The organism is Paenibacillus sp. RU5M (assembly GCF_900221055.1).
Lineage (GTDB): Bacteria > Bacillota > Bacilli > Paenibacillales > Paenibacillaceae > Paenibacillus > Paenibacillus marchantiae.
Genome location: NZ_OBQM01000001.1, coordinates 115333 through 131466, shown reverse-complemented (window position 1 = coordinate 131466; position 16134 = coordinate 115333). Strand labels below are relative to the sequence as shown.

The following is a 16134-nucleotide window of genomic DNA, read 5'->3' as shown; positions in this document are numbered from 1 at the left end:
CTATTGTAATTGATTATTAGGGTTGAAACAAGTAGGACATTGATGCTCCGACTTCTCCCACACATATTGGGTCAGTTCGGCCGTCATACTATAGAACATAAATGGAGTCATTAAATAGATTCCTTTGAAATGTTTTGTTGCTACATCCAGAAGCTCCTTGGCGATCTTCACACCCATTGCTCGACCTTCTTCACCTTCGAGACCAGCCATCCGGGAACGCACTTCATCCGACAGCTGAATACCCGGAACCTCATTATGCAGATATTCTGCATTTCGGCCGCTGGCTAACGGCATTACCCCTACAAAGATCGGCACATCCAGATGCTTGGTCGCTTCATGCATGGCTACGATTAGTTCAGGATCGTATATCGGCTGCGTCATAATATAATCGGCTCCGGAAGCAATCTTTTTCTCAAGCCGCTGTACAGCCTTATCCAGATGTTTCACATTCGGGTTGAATGCGGCACCGATAACAAAGCCTGCCTTCTGCTTGAGCGGTTTACCGGAGAAGGATACTCCATCGTTCAACTGCTTGATCATACGTATAATTTCAAAAGAAGTCAGATCGTATACCGAGCTTGATCCGGGCAAGTCTCCAAATCGTGCAGGGTCACCTGTTACAGCGAGTACATGATTAATGCCTAGAGCATCAAATCCCATCATGTGCGATTGTGTCCCGATCAGATTCCGGTCACGACATGCAATATGCACCAGTGGGCGCAATCCTGTACGGTCCTGAACAAGATGGCCGAGAGCCATATTACTCATCCGGGTAACCGCTAGGGAATTATCAGCCAATGTTAACGCATCTGCACCTGCTGCTTTCAATGTCTCCGCACCTTTCATAAACTTCGCAATGTCGAGATCACGCGGTGGGTCAAGTTCGACGATGACCGTATGACGTTGTTTGACCAGATCCACAATCGTAGGCTGCCCACCCCGTCCAGACCGTTCATCTACATTCTCATGCAGGTTAATACGCGGTTTCGACTCGGATGGATCAGGTTCCAGTATTGGAACAGGTGTGTATTCAACAAGAGCCTGGGCGATTGCGGCGATATGATCAGGTGTTGTACCACAGCAACCTCCGATGATACGTGCGCCCAGATCAGCGAATTGCACTGCCGTCTGTCCGAAGTATTCCGGGGACGCTCCATAACGGAACTGACCATCGACGTAATCCGCTGCACCCGCATTCGGGTAAACAGACATTGGGACACCGATACGGCCTGACACCGTCTCCATCGCCCGCATAATTCCGTTTGGACCGGAACGGCAGTTGAAACCAATGACGTCAGCCCCTTGCTCACGCATGATTCGGAAAGCTTCTGGCATCGTATATCCATCCAGTGTGTGCCCTACATCCTCAACAGCGAACTGTCCAATTACCGGGAGATCACTCAGCTTGCGAGCCTGCAGGAGGGCGATATCCATTTCCTCGATATCATAGAAGGTTTCGAGCAGAATGCCGTCCACTCCTTCTTCGAGCAGTGCAAAAATCTGTTGCTGATAGAAACGCTTCAATTCACTTGTTGATACGTTCGTCCGCTTTCCTCCACGAATGGAGCCAACCGCACCCAGAACATAACCGTTTGCGCCAGCTACTTCTTTGGCGATACGTACACCGGCACGGTTGACATCCTCGACCTTGGACTCCAGACCAAACTTGGACAACTTATCGTAATTGGCAGAGTACGTATTGGTTTCATGAATTTCCGTACCTGCATCGCGGTAACGACGATGCACATCTGCCACCACTTCAGGTGATATCAAGTTCAACTCTTCATAAGAAATCCCTACCGGGAATCCCATCTGATACAGGAAAGTTCCCATCGCCCCATCCCCTATGAGGACCCGTTCCTGCATTACACTGCGTAAATCCGCCTTCATCCCTTTTCCCCCCGCCTGACTGATCATTTCATACTAATGTAACACAAAAAACATCTGAAAACGAAGAAAAACACAGGTTTTTCGTGAAATTCAGTTTCTATAACCCTCTGGACTAGTAGGAATTCATATAACTGCAAAAAAAGAGGCCCTAAGGCCTCCTCATTTAAACGTATTCTTTACGAAGTGACTCCCTTGAAAACAACTTCAGCAGGTCCAGTCATGTACACGTGGTTGTCGGCTTCGTTCCACTCAATATGAAGATCGCCACCCTTGAGACTGATCACCGCTGTGCGATCCGTATGTCCGTTCAGAACGGATGATACCAGTGTTGCGCAAGCTCCGGTTCCACAGGCAAGTGTTGGTCCAGCACCGCGTTCCCACACACGCATGTCCACATAGCCGCGATCGCGAACCGTTGCGAACTCTACATTGATTTTTTTCGGGAACATGGGATGAACCTCAAGTAGTGGCCCCCATGTCGATAGATCAAAATTCACAGTATCATCCACATAGATGACAGCATGAGGATTACCCATGGAGACGGCCGTAAATTTGAACTCCTGTCCATTGGCTTCAATGGAATGATCCACCACCGGATTGGCATCCACGGTCGTTGGAACCTGAAGTCCATTCAGGATAGGCTCTCCCATATCCACACGAACGGTTTGCACTTTACCATCACGAATGTTCAAGCTTACTGGTTGTACACCCGCGCCAATGGTTTCAATCGTAATCTGTTCTTGGGTCACATGACCATGATCATATACATATTTGGATACACATCGTATGGCATTGCCACATTGCTCTGCTTCCGAACCGTCCGAGTTCATGATGCGCATCTGAAAATCCGCCTTCTCTGAAGGCAGTATATAAACCAGGCCATCCGCACCGATACCGAAGAAACGGTTGCACCATTTTACAGCCAATTCTGCTGCATCAGCCGGAAGCTGTTGTTCTCCAAACACAACAATAAAATCGTTGCCGAGTCCATGCATTTTTGTAAATTCCATAACCTTGCCCACTCCTTTTGGCAGTCTGCTGCCAAAGCGTTATTCTTGCTTCTCTACAGGATACCCTGGATATTCATATCCAACATTTCCCAATAAAAAAAGCTATCCTGCAAATGCCGAGGAATCTCGCCTCGAATCATTTTGAGGATAGCATAACGAAAACGATAAGCAATTGCTATTGATTTTATGCCGAAAACTTTGTACTTTTCGGTACGAAGCGGCCTGGGCCCATGCGGCGACGGTTGCGACGACCTCCCCACACGCTGCCCACTCCCATCAGGAAGGTTGGAATACCTGCGGCAACGATGGAAATGGCCCATTCACGCATACCCAGTGGTACTGTTTTGAAGATAGGCTGCAACGGCTCTACATACATGACCGCCAGCATCAGCACGATGGATGAAATAACTGCAAATACCAGGTACTTGTTCTGCAATGGATTGCGGTGGAAAATGGAGCGTGAACTACGGCAGTCAAATACATGAATGAGCTGTGCCAAAACGAGAGTAGCAAAGGCAACAGATTGAGCTTTAATGAGCTGACCCGGTTCATCTGGCGCGGCCTGTAGGGTAAGCCAGAACGCCCCGAGTGTACAAAGCCCGATCAATACACCCCGACTGACAATTTTCCAACCCAATCGTCTGGCAAAAATATTTTCCTTGGCGCCACGCGGCTTGTGTTCCATCAGATCTTTTTCCGGCTGATCCACACCAAGTGCCATCGCTGGCAATCCATCCGTCACCAGGTTGACCCACAGAATCTGGATCGGCACGAGTGGCAAAGGCAGTCCCATCATCATCGCGAAAAACATCGTTAAAATCTCGCCAACATTGGATGCTAGCAAATACCGGATAAACTTGCGGATGTTCTCATAAATATTACGCCCTTCTTCAATTGCAGCTACTATAGTAGAGAAATTATCATCACTCAGGATTAACGCCGATGCTTCCTTCGTCACATCCGTGCCGGTAATTCCCATCGCAATACCGATGTCTGCTGCTTTAATGGCTGGTGCGTCGTTCACGCCATCTCCAGTCATCGCTACGACATGCCCTTTACGCTGCAATGATTTTACAATCCGCAGTTTGTGCTCAGGTGATACTCGTGAAAATACGTAAATGCCCTCTACCTGTTTATCCAGCTGCTCGTCCGTCATACCCGCCAATTGTTGTCCGCTAAGTGAAGCCCCACCCCGTGGAAGAATACCTAACTGTTGGGCGATAGCCTCTGCCGTCGTCCCATGATCGCCCGTAATCATAACGGTACGTATGCCTGCTCTGCGACAAGTCGCAATTGCATCCCGTGCCTCACGCCGCGGTGGGTCAATCATGCCTGCAAGCCCGACAAAGACGAGCTGGCTCTCGGCAGCATGTTCATTCTCTACTTTTTCATTCGGCCGTACATCGCGGTAAGCCATCCCCAGAACCCGCAGTGCAGAACCCGCCATATTCTCGTTCGCCGCCATGACTTTCTGCCGCAGCGTTCCTGTGAAAGGTACAACATTGCCTTCCCACAAAATGTAGCTGCATTGCCCAATCAGCACATCTGGTGCACCCTTGGTGTAGACCATCCGCCCACCCTGATGGTGAACCAAGACAGACATCCGCTTCCGGTCAGAGTCAAACGGGAACTCCTGCTCACGTGCATATAACTCTTTGAGGCCAGCGGGGGTAAGTCCCATTTTGGAGGCCAGTGTTACAAGCGCCCCTTCCGTAGGGTCGCCTTTCAGCTCCCATACCACGCTGTTTTCCTTGACCGTTTCATTAACATGATCTTTCTTTGTACCTTTCTTCGCTTCTTTCTTACTATCCTTATTTGTCTCTTTACCTTTCTTTTTATTCCGCATCTCATCTCCAACACTCTCGATAATACTGGCATTATTACATAGTGCGCTGATCTGAAGCATTCTCCGCAATGTCTGGTCACTCTTCAGTTCCAAGGTACGACCATTCTCTAGCAACTGTCCTTCTGGTGCATAACCATCCCCGGTGACCTTGATGCTGCGTCCCTCCAGCCACACGTCCGTAACCGTCATCTTGTTCTGTGTCAACGTACCCGTTTTATCCGAACAGATGACCGAGGCACAACCAAGGGTTTCGACGGAGGGAAGCTTGCGCACAATCGCTTTTCGCTTGATCATACGCTGTACGCCCAGAGCTAGCGCAATCGTTACAATCGCTGGCAAGCCTTCTGGTATGGCGGCTACTGCAAGGCTGACGCCTGCCAGAAACATGCCTACTGCCGGTTGTCCATGCAAAATACCTGCAACAACAACCATAACGGTTAATCCGAGCGCCACAAAAATCAAAATTTTACCCAGCTGTTCCAGCCTGTGTTGCAGCGGTGTTTCCTGTTCCTCCGTATTCTGGATCAGGTCGGCGATTTTGCCCATCTCGGTATCCATGCCCGTCCGGACCACAACGCCCTTGGCGGTACCACGAGTGACCATTGTTCCCATGAATCCAATATTCTTCTGATCTCCTAGCGGCACATCCTCCGCAGCTATGGGATGGCAATGTTTGCTTACAGGAACCGATTCCCCAGTAAGTGCAGATTCCTCCACATCGAGGCTGTTCGTGGACAGCCAGCGTACATCGGCAGGTATGCGATCACCGCTCTCCACAAGCACGATATCCCCTGGCACCAGAAGTTTGGCCTCAAGATGTAATTCCTGACCTGACCTTAGCACTTTGGCCAGTGGGGCAGACAATTGTTTCAATGCACGAAGGGAACGCTCCGCCCGGAATTCCTGTACAAAACCAAGAATGGCATTAAGCACAATGATGGCAACAATCGTTACAGCATCCAAGTATTCTCCAAGCAATCCGGACACCAGTGTGGCCCCCATCAACACCAGAACCATGAAATCCTTAAATTGATTAAGCAATAATGTAATTGGAGATATGCGCTTTCCTTCGCTCAGCTCATTCGAACCGGCGGTCTTCCTCTTTTCGGTTGCAGTCTCTTCGGTTAATCCTTCCTCAAGACTGACGCCAAGAGTGTTACGAAGCTCTTCAACGCTAAGTTGGTGCCACTTGGTATGTTCCATGCTTCAAAATTCCCTCCCAGTCTGTATTTCCTCTGTAAAACGTCACACATACTACACCGGCTATGCTAATCAACAGGTTGTACGCGATGCCGGACAAACTACCTGCTCTATATGTATTCGGACAGGACCCTAATTAGCACCCGATGGCGAATCCTTTCCCTGATGGGCAGAATAAGCTAAAATAAAGGTCTGTGGTTATATACACAGTGGCAATCCGATTTATTGCTATACAAACGAATACGAATCTGCAACGGGTTCTTTTTTACATATCCCGGTGTTCATTTCAGTTATAGATAGAGAGGACGTTGAAAAAAATGGCATTGGACGGCATCGTAACACGAGCTATCGTACATGAACTGCAAGGCTGCAAGGGCGGACGCATCAGTAAAATACATCAACCTAACGGCCATGATGTTGTACTGACCCTCCGTGCTCAGCGTGGAAATAGCAAATTGCTTATTTCGGCAAGCCCGACATATCCGCGTGTGCATTTTACCGAAAAAACGTTTGTTAACCCTACTGAAGCTCCCATGTTCTGCATGCTGCTGCGTAAGCACTGCGAGGGTGCGATCATTGAGGAAATTCGTCAGATTGGTATGGAGCGGATTATTCATATCGACGTGCGTCAGCGCGATGAACTGGGTGATGTTTCGGTCAAACGGATCATCATTGAACTGATGGGGCGTCACAGTAATATTGTTTTGGTAGATCCGATCACGGGAACGATTCTGGATGGGATTCATCACGTAACCCCGTCCATCAGTAGTTACCGGGTCATTATGCCTGGATTTTCGTACACCGAGCCACCAGAGCAGCATAAAAGCAATCCGCTGGAAGTGAGTAGCACTGAATTTCAAAATAGCTATACTGCTGCTGAAGAAGAGGCCTCTCGCTGGCTGGTGAATTCATTCAGCGGTCTTAGTCCGCTGATCGCAGGAGAGATTAGCTCTCGGGTATCTGCTAATCAAGGTGACGATCAAGCTGCAAGTGAAGGTGAGGCTCGAATCGAAGCCGATGCGCTGTGGAATGCTTTTGAGTCCATCATGGGGCCAGTAAGAGATAATAGTTATACGCCTGTGACCGGGCTGAACGCCAAAGGCAAAATGATTTTCTCAGCCGTTCAGCTTCAGAGCATTCAGGACGCAGAGAAAACCTATGATACGATGAGCAAGTGTATGGAAGATTATTACGGAGACAAGGCCGAGCGGGATACGGTCAAGCAAAGAGTGAGCGATCTGCTACGTTTTCTGCAAAATGAGCGCAGCAAAAACATCAAAAAGCTGGACAACCTGAACAAGGATCTACTGGAAGCCGACGACGCGGATAAATTCAGATTATGGGGTGAGCTGCTGTTTGCCTCCCTGCATCAGGTTAGTAAAGGGGACAAAAGTGTGGAGCTTGTGAACTTCTATGATGAAGATCAAGCGAACATTACCATTCAGCTTGACCCATTACTTACACCGTCTGACAACGCACAACGTTATTTCAAACGATATAACAAATATAAGAACAGTCTGGCTGTTATTCATGAGCAGCTTGGAAAAACGAAAGACGAGATCGACTATCTCGACAATCTGCTCCAGCAACTGTCTATCGCATCCATGAACGACATCGAGGAAATTCGCGATGAGCTTGTGCAACAGGGTTATCTTCGCGACCGCAACAAAAAAGGCAAAAAGAAAAAGAAAAACGACCGCCCTACAGTGCATCAGTTTACTTCTTCGGAGGGAATTGAACTTCTCGTAGGCAAAAATAACCTGCAAAATGAGTACGTCACCAACCGTTTGGCTTCTTCCAATGACACTTGGTTGCACACCAAAGACATCCCGGGTTCACATGTCGTCATTCGCAGCACCGACTTTGGCGAAGCAACCCTGGAGGAAGCTGCACAACTCGCGGCTTACTTCAGTCAGGCCAAAGAATCCAGCAGTGTGCCCGTGGATTACACCTTTATCCGACATGTACGCAAGCCGAGTGGCTCCAAACCAGGTTTTGTCATTTATGACCACCAGAAGACCTTATTTGTGACGCCAAACGAAGAGCTGGTTAAAAGTTTGCCATCCACGATCAAAAATGGATAAGAGGCTTGCTTTTCAACCCTGTTAGGCAACGTAAAATCCCCCGGAACAAAAGACTGTTCGGGGGATTTTTTGTTTCTCAAATTACCATGGACTTAAGTTGGTGATTCAGTGTATTGTTTTATTTTGAATATAAATTCATTTTAATGTATAATAATTCAAATATTAAATCTATAAATAAATTTCTAAGGATGTGTCCCATGACGCTAAATATCAGACCAACTCACCCTAATGATGTACTACCGCTGAGTGCATTAATGCACGAGTATGTCGTCGGCTTTTATAACAACCCCTGGCCTGGTGATCAGGCAATCGAGCTTTTAATCAAAAACCTGCTTGATCAGCAGATAGGTGTTCAATTCGTTGCAGAGCAGGACGGTGAACTCATCGGATTCGCTACACTCTATTTTACCTACAGCACGATGAAGGCAAACCGCGTTGCCATTATGAATGACTTGTTTGTGACGGAAGCTTGCAGAGAAGGCGAAGCCGAGGCCAAACTGTTTGAACATTGTCAGCAGTATACACGTGAACACGGATGTGCTTACATGTCCTGGATCACAGCAGCAACCAACGAGCGGGCACAGCAGTTATTTGAACGCCTTGGAGCTGCTCGCGGCACATGGGTGAATTATTCCATCACCTAGCTTAATTATAGGCAATCAAAAAGGACATAGAGACATGGCTAGCGACTAACGCTCACCCCATCTCTATGTCCTTTCTTTTTTTCATAATCAATTTTAGCACGATGACAACCGTTCCCTTATATCCCAGTCTCATACAACATATGAAGAAAGTTTCCCAATCAAGACTTTCCGGCTGCAGCCCGGAGTTTATCGAGCACATCAATGGTTACGGTTTTGCTACCCAGATCCCCATGAAATACTACCCCTTGTCTTACACCATGGTAATCCGAACCACCTGTTTGAATGAGCCCAAATTCCCGTGCCAACTCCGCATATCTGCGCTCCTCTTCTGGTCCATGATCCGAATGAACCACTTCAATACCGTCAGGATGGGCGTCCACCAGAATGCGACGAACCAATTCGTCGTCTCTGTATAAACCAGGATGGGCAATAACAGCAGCACCACCCGCATCTTTAATCCACTGGCATGCATCTTCCGGTGCAACTCGGGGAACCGATACATAGCCCGGTTGGCCTTCAGCCAGATAACGATTGAATGCATCCCTCATATCAGCGGCATATCCTTTTCGTACCAACACATCGGCCATATGAGGTCTACCGATGCTTTCATCCGGCTCCAGCGGTCGGCCAAGGCCATCAATGACCTCCTGCCAGCTAATTTCGAGTCCAAGCTCCTGCAGTTTGGCAATGATCAGATGATTGCGTTCTTCTCTCGCCTCCCGAAGCCCGCGCAGTCGCTCCAGAAATTTCTCATCTTCTGTATTCACATAATACCCCAGCACATGAATATCCTTGCCGCCCGCGCGGGTACTGATCTCTACCCCTGCCACAACGTCAATTCCATACTCACGGCCAGCCCGCTGTGCCTCGGCTACACCAGCTACTGTATCGTGATCTGTCAGCGCCACCGCAGACAGTCCTCTTTGTTTGGCGAGCTTCACATTCTCGGCAGGTGGCTGCATTCCGTCCGACGCTTGGCTATGAGTATGAAGATCACAACGTCCATTAAATTGATTCATGAACAACAGCTCCTTCTTATATCTAGTGAGTAACAGAATGGATTTTAAATTAATATGACCCTCTTATTCCGCTCGCCCTTCTGATGTTGTCTGCTCATGCTGACGCAAATAATTCAGGAAAGCTACTGCTGACAAGGGAAGCAATGAAGATTTCAGATGTATGGCGTAGAATTGTCGTTTGAACTCAAGCCCACGAATATCCACGATATGAACCAGTCCAAGGGCCAGCTCATGCTGAACGGACGACGGGGATAACATGGTGATACCCACACCCGCTTCTACGGCGGATTTCACAGCACCTGTACTGCCAAGTTCCATCACCACATTCATGTCCTGTGGATCTATATTTCTCTTCTGCAACTGATCTTCCATCACCTGACGGGTACCCGAGCCTTTTTCCCGCAACACAAACGCGTAGTTCAGCACATCTTCAAGCTCTACTTCCCCACGATCTGCCAGAGCATGCCCTGCCGGAACAATCAGCTTCAATTCATCCTGCATGACCGGCTCTACAATCATATCCGGGTGGTTTACTGGCGCTTCAATCAGTCCAAAGTTAAGCTGATGTTTCAAGATATCGTCCATAATTTGCGTCGTATTCATCACTTTCATAACGATCGAGATATCCGGGTATTGGCGAGCAAAAGGGCCCAGCATTCGTGGCAACACATACTCACCAATCGTCAAACTTGCACCGAGCTGCAATCTGCCTTGCAGCATCTGTGTAAACGCGGACATCGCCTCATCTGTCTGTCTGACCAACTCTACACTGCGTTTGGCGTGAGGCAGTAATGTCCGACCCGCCTCGGATAATTCTATTTTCTTAGTAGAACGATGCAGCAGCTTGGTCCCAAAATAATCCTCAAGCGATTGAATCTGCATCGTCACCGCAGGTTGTGTCATATGTAGTGCTTGCGCAGCCGCTGAAAAACTTCCCTTCTCTGCTACGGTATAAAAAATATGCAATTGATGAAAATTCATATCTTCGCCCCTCTTCTGTACGCTTTCCTCATTGTAGCCGATTTCCTGAATTCCAACAAAAAAAGCATGCAGCTTGTCTGCATGCGATGTAACCTGAATCTATCAATTCGAAAATATGGATTATTCCAAACTTACTTATGCTTGCGACTGTTCTTGACAAGAGTCATTCGTCTTGAATGTCTTAGCCAAGAATAATACGATTTTAAATCCCGCAGTTCAATCGTCTCGGACATTTTCCCCAGAAACGTAACAACAATCATCTTATGAAGCGGATTGCCAGCAATATCATATTCCCCTTCAAGTTCGGAAAATTCAGCAACCACGACCAGATCTTCGTCGATCAGGTAAACATCCTGCTCATTACGGTAGTATGGTGTAATACGGTCCTGCTTCAGACACTCCCATAACCATGCCGCAATATGGTCATCATCATTACGTGCCGGCTCAATACGGTCTGCATACCGCATCTTGGCATGATTGGTAATGACGATGTCGGCCACTTTTTTGTCTCCAAGAGCCACGAAAAAAGGCTCGTACGTGCTCCAACGTTGCATCACCTTATCACGCATGGGAATCACTCTCCACCAGATAGGACTTTCTATCTATTTATTTACCCAATATATTACAACATAAGTCCCGCAACCTCAAGGCGTAACTTCAGATTTTTTCACAAAATCCAGTTTATGCCTAATTCAATAAAAGAGCGGCCCCGCAGGGCCCCTCTGGTTAATCGTTTCGAAATGTTCAATGGCAACAAGTTCACTGTACATTCCCAAACCATTTTTTGTTATATCCCGTAAAAACTCGTTTTGTCCATCGTTTTACTAGCATACTCTGTTTTAATCTCATTCCGGTAGGAACGTTCAACCTTGCGCACATAGGAAAGTCTGTTCACATTTTTCATCGTATCTTCAGCCCGCTCTGCATTAACATACATGACGACATAATGCATACGGCGGGAGATGTAATGAACGGTACCATACTTTTCGAGATTACGAGCCGCTTTCAAATCACTGACCCATATAATGAATCCTGTCCTTTCCGCAAACATCATTTTCCCCGCCTTTCTATAATGGAGACCGGATCCTCGGAAAGGTCCGGTCTGTCATAAATTTATGTTCTTATCAAACTTTAGCTACAACCACACTTGCCTCCGCTACCGCAGCCGCCCTTCGGATTCGGATCATTGCTCGGTACCTTAATGGTCGTTGACACGGCGAATGCAATCGTCTCCGACATCTGGAACAACATATCGTCCAATGCTTTCTCCGCCTGTTTAAAGCGGGCTACCGCCTCGAAATGTTCCAATTCAAGCTCTAAAGCCTGAACCTGATCTTTTGCGGCGTGATAGTCCGGGTGAAAATGCCCAAAACGCTGGGTTTCTTCGAATAGTTCCTTTTTGGCTTCCAGCTTGCGTATCCCCGCCTGAATTTCAGGGCTCGTCTCCACTTGCTGCTTCCAATATAAATAATCCGATACTTCGGCTGATTGGTTAATCATGTCGCCCAGTTCATATGCGCCCGTTAACACTTGGGCCATATCGACCGTGTTCATTTCCGCTACGCTCATGAAATTCATCCTATCTATATATAAAGTTCTACTTAACGTAGACTACTTCATCATATCATATCCCCGAAAAGTTAAGAAGAGTTTTTCCTGCAAATAGAAATAAAGGGAACAGGCGATCTGCTTTGGCAAAGTCGATCAAGTTTATGCATGGTCCGGAATAATCAGGCGTATCTGGTTCCATTCGTTAGGCGAAAAAGTACGACGTTCTGCTGGATCTGTTCCTCCATCCGATACGGACCAGCCCGTTAGTGTCCAGTCTTCATGACCTTGAATCTGATCGGGGATAACATAAACGATATGGCTGTCCAGCTTCAGACCCAGTTTTGTCTGCCATTCAATGGCTTTCGCAGCAATCTGACGAGCTGTGGATACATGATATCCTCGCCACTCGTTATGCCACATCTCAGGGATCTCTCCGTATCCGGGAAACAGACCTGACTGCTCCGTGATGGAATGATCGTGTTCATACGTGTGCAGATTGGAGTCACACTGAATGAGCCCCACTCTTCCACGAATATAAAAGAGTTCCTTTTGCACCTCAAGTCCGACTTTGAACTCTTCTGCTCCGACAATGGACTCATCTTCAATGGCTTTCGCCTCTGGCCTGTTCAACTTTTCAAGTAATTCACTTCTCGATTCATATATCCATGTATCCTTATTCTTAACTTTATCCACCGATTCATCCTGATTAACGTTCTGCCTAGCATCCATGTGAAGTCCGTCTGCATCCTGTCCCCACTGCTGGATCGCTAGCTCCACATGCTCAGGCACTCCCGAGACAGCATACAGTCTAAGGAAGTTTATCATTACATCCGCCGTAAGACCGATCTCTGATGCAGCGATGATCCGTTCCTTTGTTATCCGATATATGGACATTCGATCTCGACTCACAAGCTCTGCACCAAGGTCCAGATTCCAGCGGACCTGTGGGGCTACATCTGGAGGAACCATAATTTCAAAGTCAGGCTGAACAAAAATCGTATTCTTTTCCGGTTTTTCTGCCTCGTCATTCGCAAAGTTCAATAAAATTCTCGGATCAATCTGCCAACGATATAAAAGCTCTCCCGCTGCTGACTCACCTACCTCCCCATATCCCAGACCTGCCAGAACATCAAGCCAACCCCGGATATGTGTTAAGAAGGTTAATCCTGAAGAATTTCCACTCTCTCTAATTTCAATTGCTTCTTTCAGCTCAACGTTGTCTAAAGTCCCTGCTGAAATACTCAACCATTCATTTTCCCGTGAAGCAAACATCATCAATTGATAACGAAAATGCTGAAGTTTAGGCTCAGCTACACCATATCGGTCCATACATACGCTATAGATTTCTCGGTGCATTGAAGACCACGACAACGTTAACCAGTGATAAAGACGGTCAGGTGACACATGCATTCGGTTATGCGCTTTTTCAATCAAACCCAGACTGAGCAGCAAATCAATAATAAGGGCAACATGGACTGGATACACATCCGCATGATCATAGTGAATACCTAGTTCGGCAAAATCTTCAGGGCCCAGAACCGTCATCCGACTTAATCGCTGCACCATTTTCTTGTGGATCGTTCCCTTACTTGTTAATAGGAGTCCTCCTTGGGCTTGACCTTCTCTTACCATCCAAGCCAGTACATGAAGAAGCTCTGCGGCAATATCCGGTTTTCCCTCTCGAACAATCTTCACCTTCTGGACTTCATTACTGGATATGGACTTATCTTGTGTCATTTGATCCTGTATTACATTCGTCTTCAGCTGAGCGAACTGTCCAACTCGTGCCGCATAGGCGATAGTTAACAAAGAAAGTAGTGATTCTGGTATGTAATACAGGCGTTCGCCCCAAGACTTGCGCACAGCTTTGATCCAGCCTTTATGCCGAAGCGCTATAAACTCCGTCACTGCTTCAGCTCTGCTAAGACCATCCACAGCCCACTCTGCTGATGTCAGCATGTTGGAAAAGGGTTGTCCGGCATATTTGCAAAAAATCACACCAAGTACCGTTCTTTCAACGCATGAAAGCTCTTTTAATGAATTCACATCCAGATTACCTTGTGTACACATTGCTAATCATGCCTTTCTCTTATTTTTAAGTAGAGATGTAAACAGCATTTTCATTGCAATTCATGAACGATTTTGTACTCATATCCTTGTTCGACCAGAAACATCTGGCGGCGTAATGCAAACTCCTGTTCCTTACTGTCCTCCGATACAAGGGCATAGAAATAAGCTTTATTTTCTCCGGACTTAGGCCTTAGAATCCGACCCAATCGCTGGGCTTCTTCCTGCCTTGAACCGAAACTGCCGGATATTTCAAGGGCAACGGCAGCATCCGGAAGATCCACGGCAAAATTGGCAACCTTGGATACGACAATCGTTTTGATCTCACCACGCCGGAACGCTGCAAACCATTTCACTCGCTCTTGCTGGGACATCGTACCCGATATGAGCGGTGCTTCAATTTCCCGGGCAATGCTCTCAAGCTGATCCAGATACTGTCCGATAACAAGCGCTGGCATCCCCTCATGATGGTCCAATATCCGTCTGATCACAGCTAATTTGGCCGGATTTTCGGCTGCAAGGCGAAATTGGTGCTTCACCTCTGCTTCCAAATAGTTTGATCGTAGTTCAGGAGTAAACGGAATGCGTATTTCCTGGCACTGTACATTCGCAATCCACCCTTGCTGCTCTAATTCTTTCCACGGCATGTCATATAGTTTCGGACCAATTAGCGAAAATACATCCTGTTCACAGCCATCCTCACGCACCAATGTTGCTGTCAATCCCAGTCTTCTTGTAGCCTGAATATCTGCTGTAGCACGAAATACAGGTGCTGGAAGCAGATGGACCTCATCATAAATGATGAGCCCCCACTGACGTTCACTGAGCAATTTGATATGAGTAAAATCAGCATCTTTGGATTTTCGATGTGTAAGAATCTGATAAGTAGCCACAGTCACAGGTTTCACCTGTTTTTTCTGACCGGAATACTCCCCAATCTGTTCACTCGTTATCGTTGTTTTATCCTGTAATTCCTGAATCCATTGCCGCACGGATGTGGTGTTCGATGTTAAGATAAGGCACTCACATTGCAAACGTTCCAACACGGCCATCCCAATAACCGTTTTGCCTGCACCGCAGGGAAGAACAAGCAGACCACTTCCTCCCATGCCTTCGCTACCTTCAAATGCATCCACTGCATCTCGCTGGTAAGGGCGTAACCTGAATCCTTCTGAACTGTCACTTTGAGTATTCGCTTGCCATTCAAACGGCAGACTTGTTCCTTCTCGATATCCCGCATAATCCAGCACCGGATAACCCAAACGAGTTAGTTCACGCTTCAGCAATCCGCGTTGCTCACCGCCAAGTATGAGCTCATGGGGATCGACACGTTCCATCCGAAAAGCCGAAATAGTCTTCATACTGCTTAATTCATCCAGCAATCGTTCATCTTCACTCACAAGACGCATTCTCCCGTGATCTGCCTGTGGCTTCAATTGCAACTTCCCATATTGATGGATAATTCTTTGGATATCTTGAATCAGGGCGGCAGGAACATTCCAACGAGACACTGATTCCAGACTTTCTATCACTTGATCAGCGCTCCAGCCGAGTGCAGCGGCATTCCACAGTGATAATGCAGTGATGCGATATGTATGAAAAGCCGCAGGTGTCTTCACCAGTTCGGCATACATCCCTAGTTGAGCTCTGGCCTGATCAAATCCAGGATGACCCACTTCAAGCAATACTGTAAAATCACGCTGGACAATGCAGGCGTCCGTTTTCTCCATTCCGCTTCCTCCCCAATTTGAAAATGAGTTATATGTTTTTTCGAATAACAGGCATCACAAAAAGTCCAGTTCCGGTTTCTTCCGAAATTGAACCTGTATCGTACAACAGTTC

At 47.3% G+C, this 16134-nt stretch carries 12 protein-coding genes; 2 read left to right on the top strand and 10 right to left on the bottom strand.

What is annotated here, in order from left to right:
• The 3 genes from CRO25_RS00730 to CRO25_RS00720 form a co-directional block, all read right to left on the bottom strand.
• Window positions 1-1890 (bottom strand): bifunctional homocysteine S-methyltransferase/methylenetetrahydrofolate reductase, encoded by a 1890-nt coding sequence (locus tag CRO25_RS00730; RefSeq protein ID WP_079694160.1) that lies wholly within the window; start codon window positions 1888-1890, stop codon window positions 1-3.
• 176 nt (window positions 1891-2066) lie between these two features.
• Entirely contained in the window at window positions 2067-2900 is an 834-nt protein-coding gene (gene dapF / locus CRO25_RS00725; RefSeq protein WP_079694161.1) for a diaminopimelate epimerase, read from the bottom strand.
• 184 nt (window positions 2901-3084) lie between these two features.
• Window positions 3085-5949, bottom strand: coding sequence for a cation-translocating P-type ATPase (locus CRO25_RS00720; RefSeq protein WP_079694162.1), 2865 nt, complete (start codon window positions 5947-5949; stop codon window positions 3085-3087).
• A 314-nt stretch (window positions 5950-6263) separates the two neighbouring features.
• Between CRO25_RS00720 and CRO25_RS00715 the strand changes: the two genes are divergently transcribed.
• Together CRO25_RS00715 and CRO25_RS00710 are read left to right on the top strand one after the other, a co-directional pair.
• Window positions 6264-8030, top strand: a complete 1767-nt coding sequence (locus CRO25_RS00715; protein WP_079694163.1) for an NFACT family protein — start codon at window positions 6264-6266, stop codon at window positions 8028-8030.
• Window positions 8031-8227: 197 nt separating this feature from the next.
• A complete protein-coding gene (locus CRO25_RS00710) occupies window positions 8228-8674 on the top strand; it encodes a GNAT family N-acetyltransferase (RefSeq protein ID WP_063565595.1) in 447 nt (148 codons plus the stop codon).
• 158 nt (window positions 8675-8832) lie between these two features.
• Here the strand turns inward: CRO25_RS00710 and CRO25_RS00705 are convergent, their stop codons facing one another.
• The 7 genes from CRO25_RS00705 to CRO25_RS00675 all read right to left on the bottom strand — a co-directional run bounded on the left by CRO25_RS00705 (window position 8833) and on the right by CRO25_RS00675 (window position 16022).
• A complete protein-coding gene (locus CRO25_RS00705) occupies window positions 8833-9693 on the bottom strand; it encodes a PHP domain-containing protein (protein ID WP_072735356.1) in 861 nt (286 codons plus the stop codon).
• A 63-nt stretch (window positions 9694-9756) separates the two neighbouring features.
• Entirely contained in the window at window positions 9757-10674 is a 918-nt protein-coding gene (locus CRO25_RS00700; RefSeq protein WP_063565593.1) for a selenium metabolism-associated LysR family transcriptional regulator, read from the bottom strand.
• Window positions 10675-10805: 131 nt separating this feature from the next.
• Window positions 10806-11243 (bottom strand): hypothetical protein, encoded by a 438-nt coding sequence (locus CRO25_RS00695; protein ID WP_063565592.1) that lies wholly within the window; start codon window positions 11241-11243, stop codon window positions 10806-10808.
• A gap of 218 nt (window positions 11244-11461) precedes the next feature.
• Window positions 11462-11725: a YlbG family protein gene (locus CRO25_RS00690; RefSeq protein ID WP_063565591.1), complete on the bottom strand. Its 264-nt coding sequence runs from the start codon at window positions 11723-11725 to the stop codon at window positions 11462-11464.
• Window positions 11726-11805: 80 nt separating this feature from the next.
• Entirely contained in the window at window positions 11806-12243 is a 438-nt protein-coding gene (locus CRO25_RS00685) for a YlbF family regulator (RefSeq protein ID WP_063565590.1), read from the bottom strand.
• A gap of 141 nt (window positions 12244-12384) precedes the next feature.
• Window positions 12385-14184: a helicase-associated domain-containing protein gene (locus CRO25_RS00680; protein WP_179800927.1), complete on the bottom strand. Its 1800-nt coding sequence runs from the start codon at window positions 14182-14184 to the stop codon at window positions 12385-12387.
• Window positions 14185-14345: 161 nt separating this feature from the next.
• Window positions 14346-16022 (bottom strand): DNA repair helicase XPB, encoded by a 1677-nt coding sequence (locus CRO25_RS00675; protein WP_079694165.1) that lies wholly within the window; start codon window positions 16020-16022, stop codon window positions 14346-14348.
• Window positions 16023-16134 lie beyond the last annotated feature (112 nt).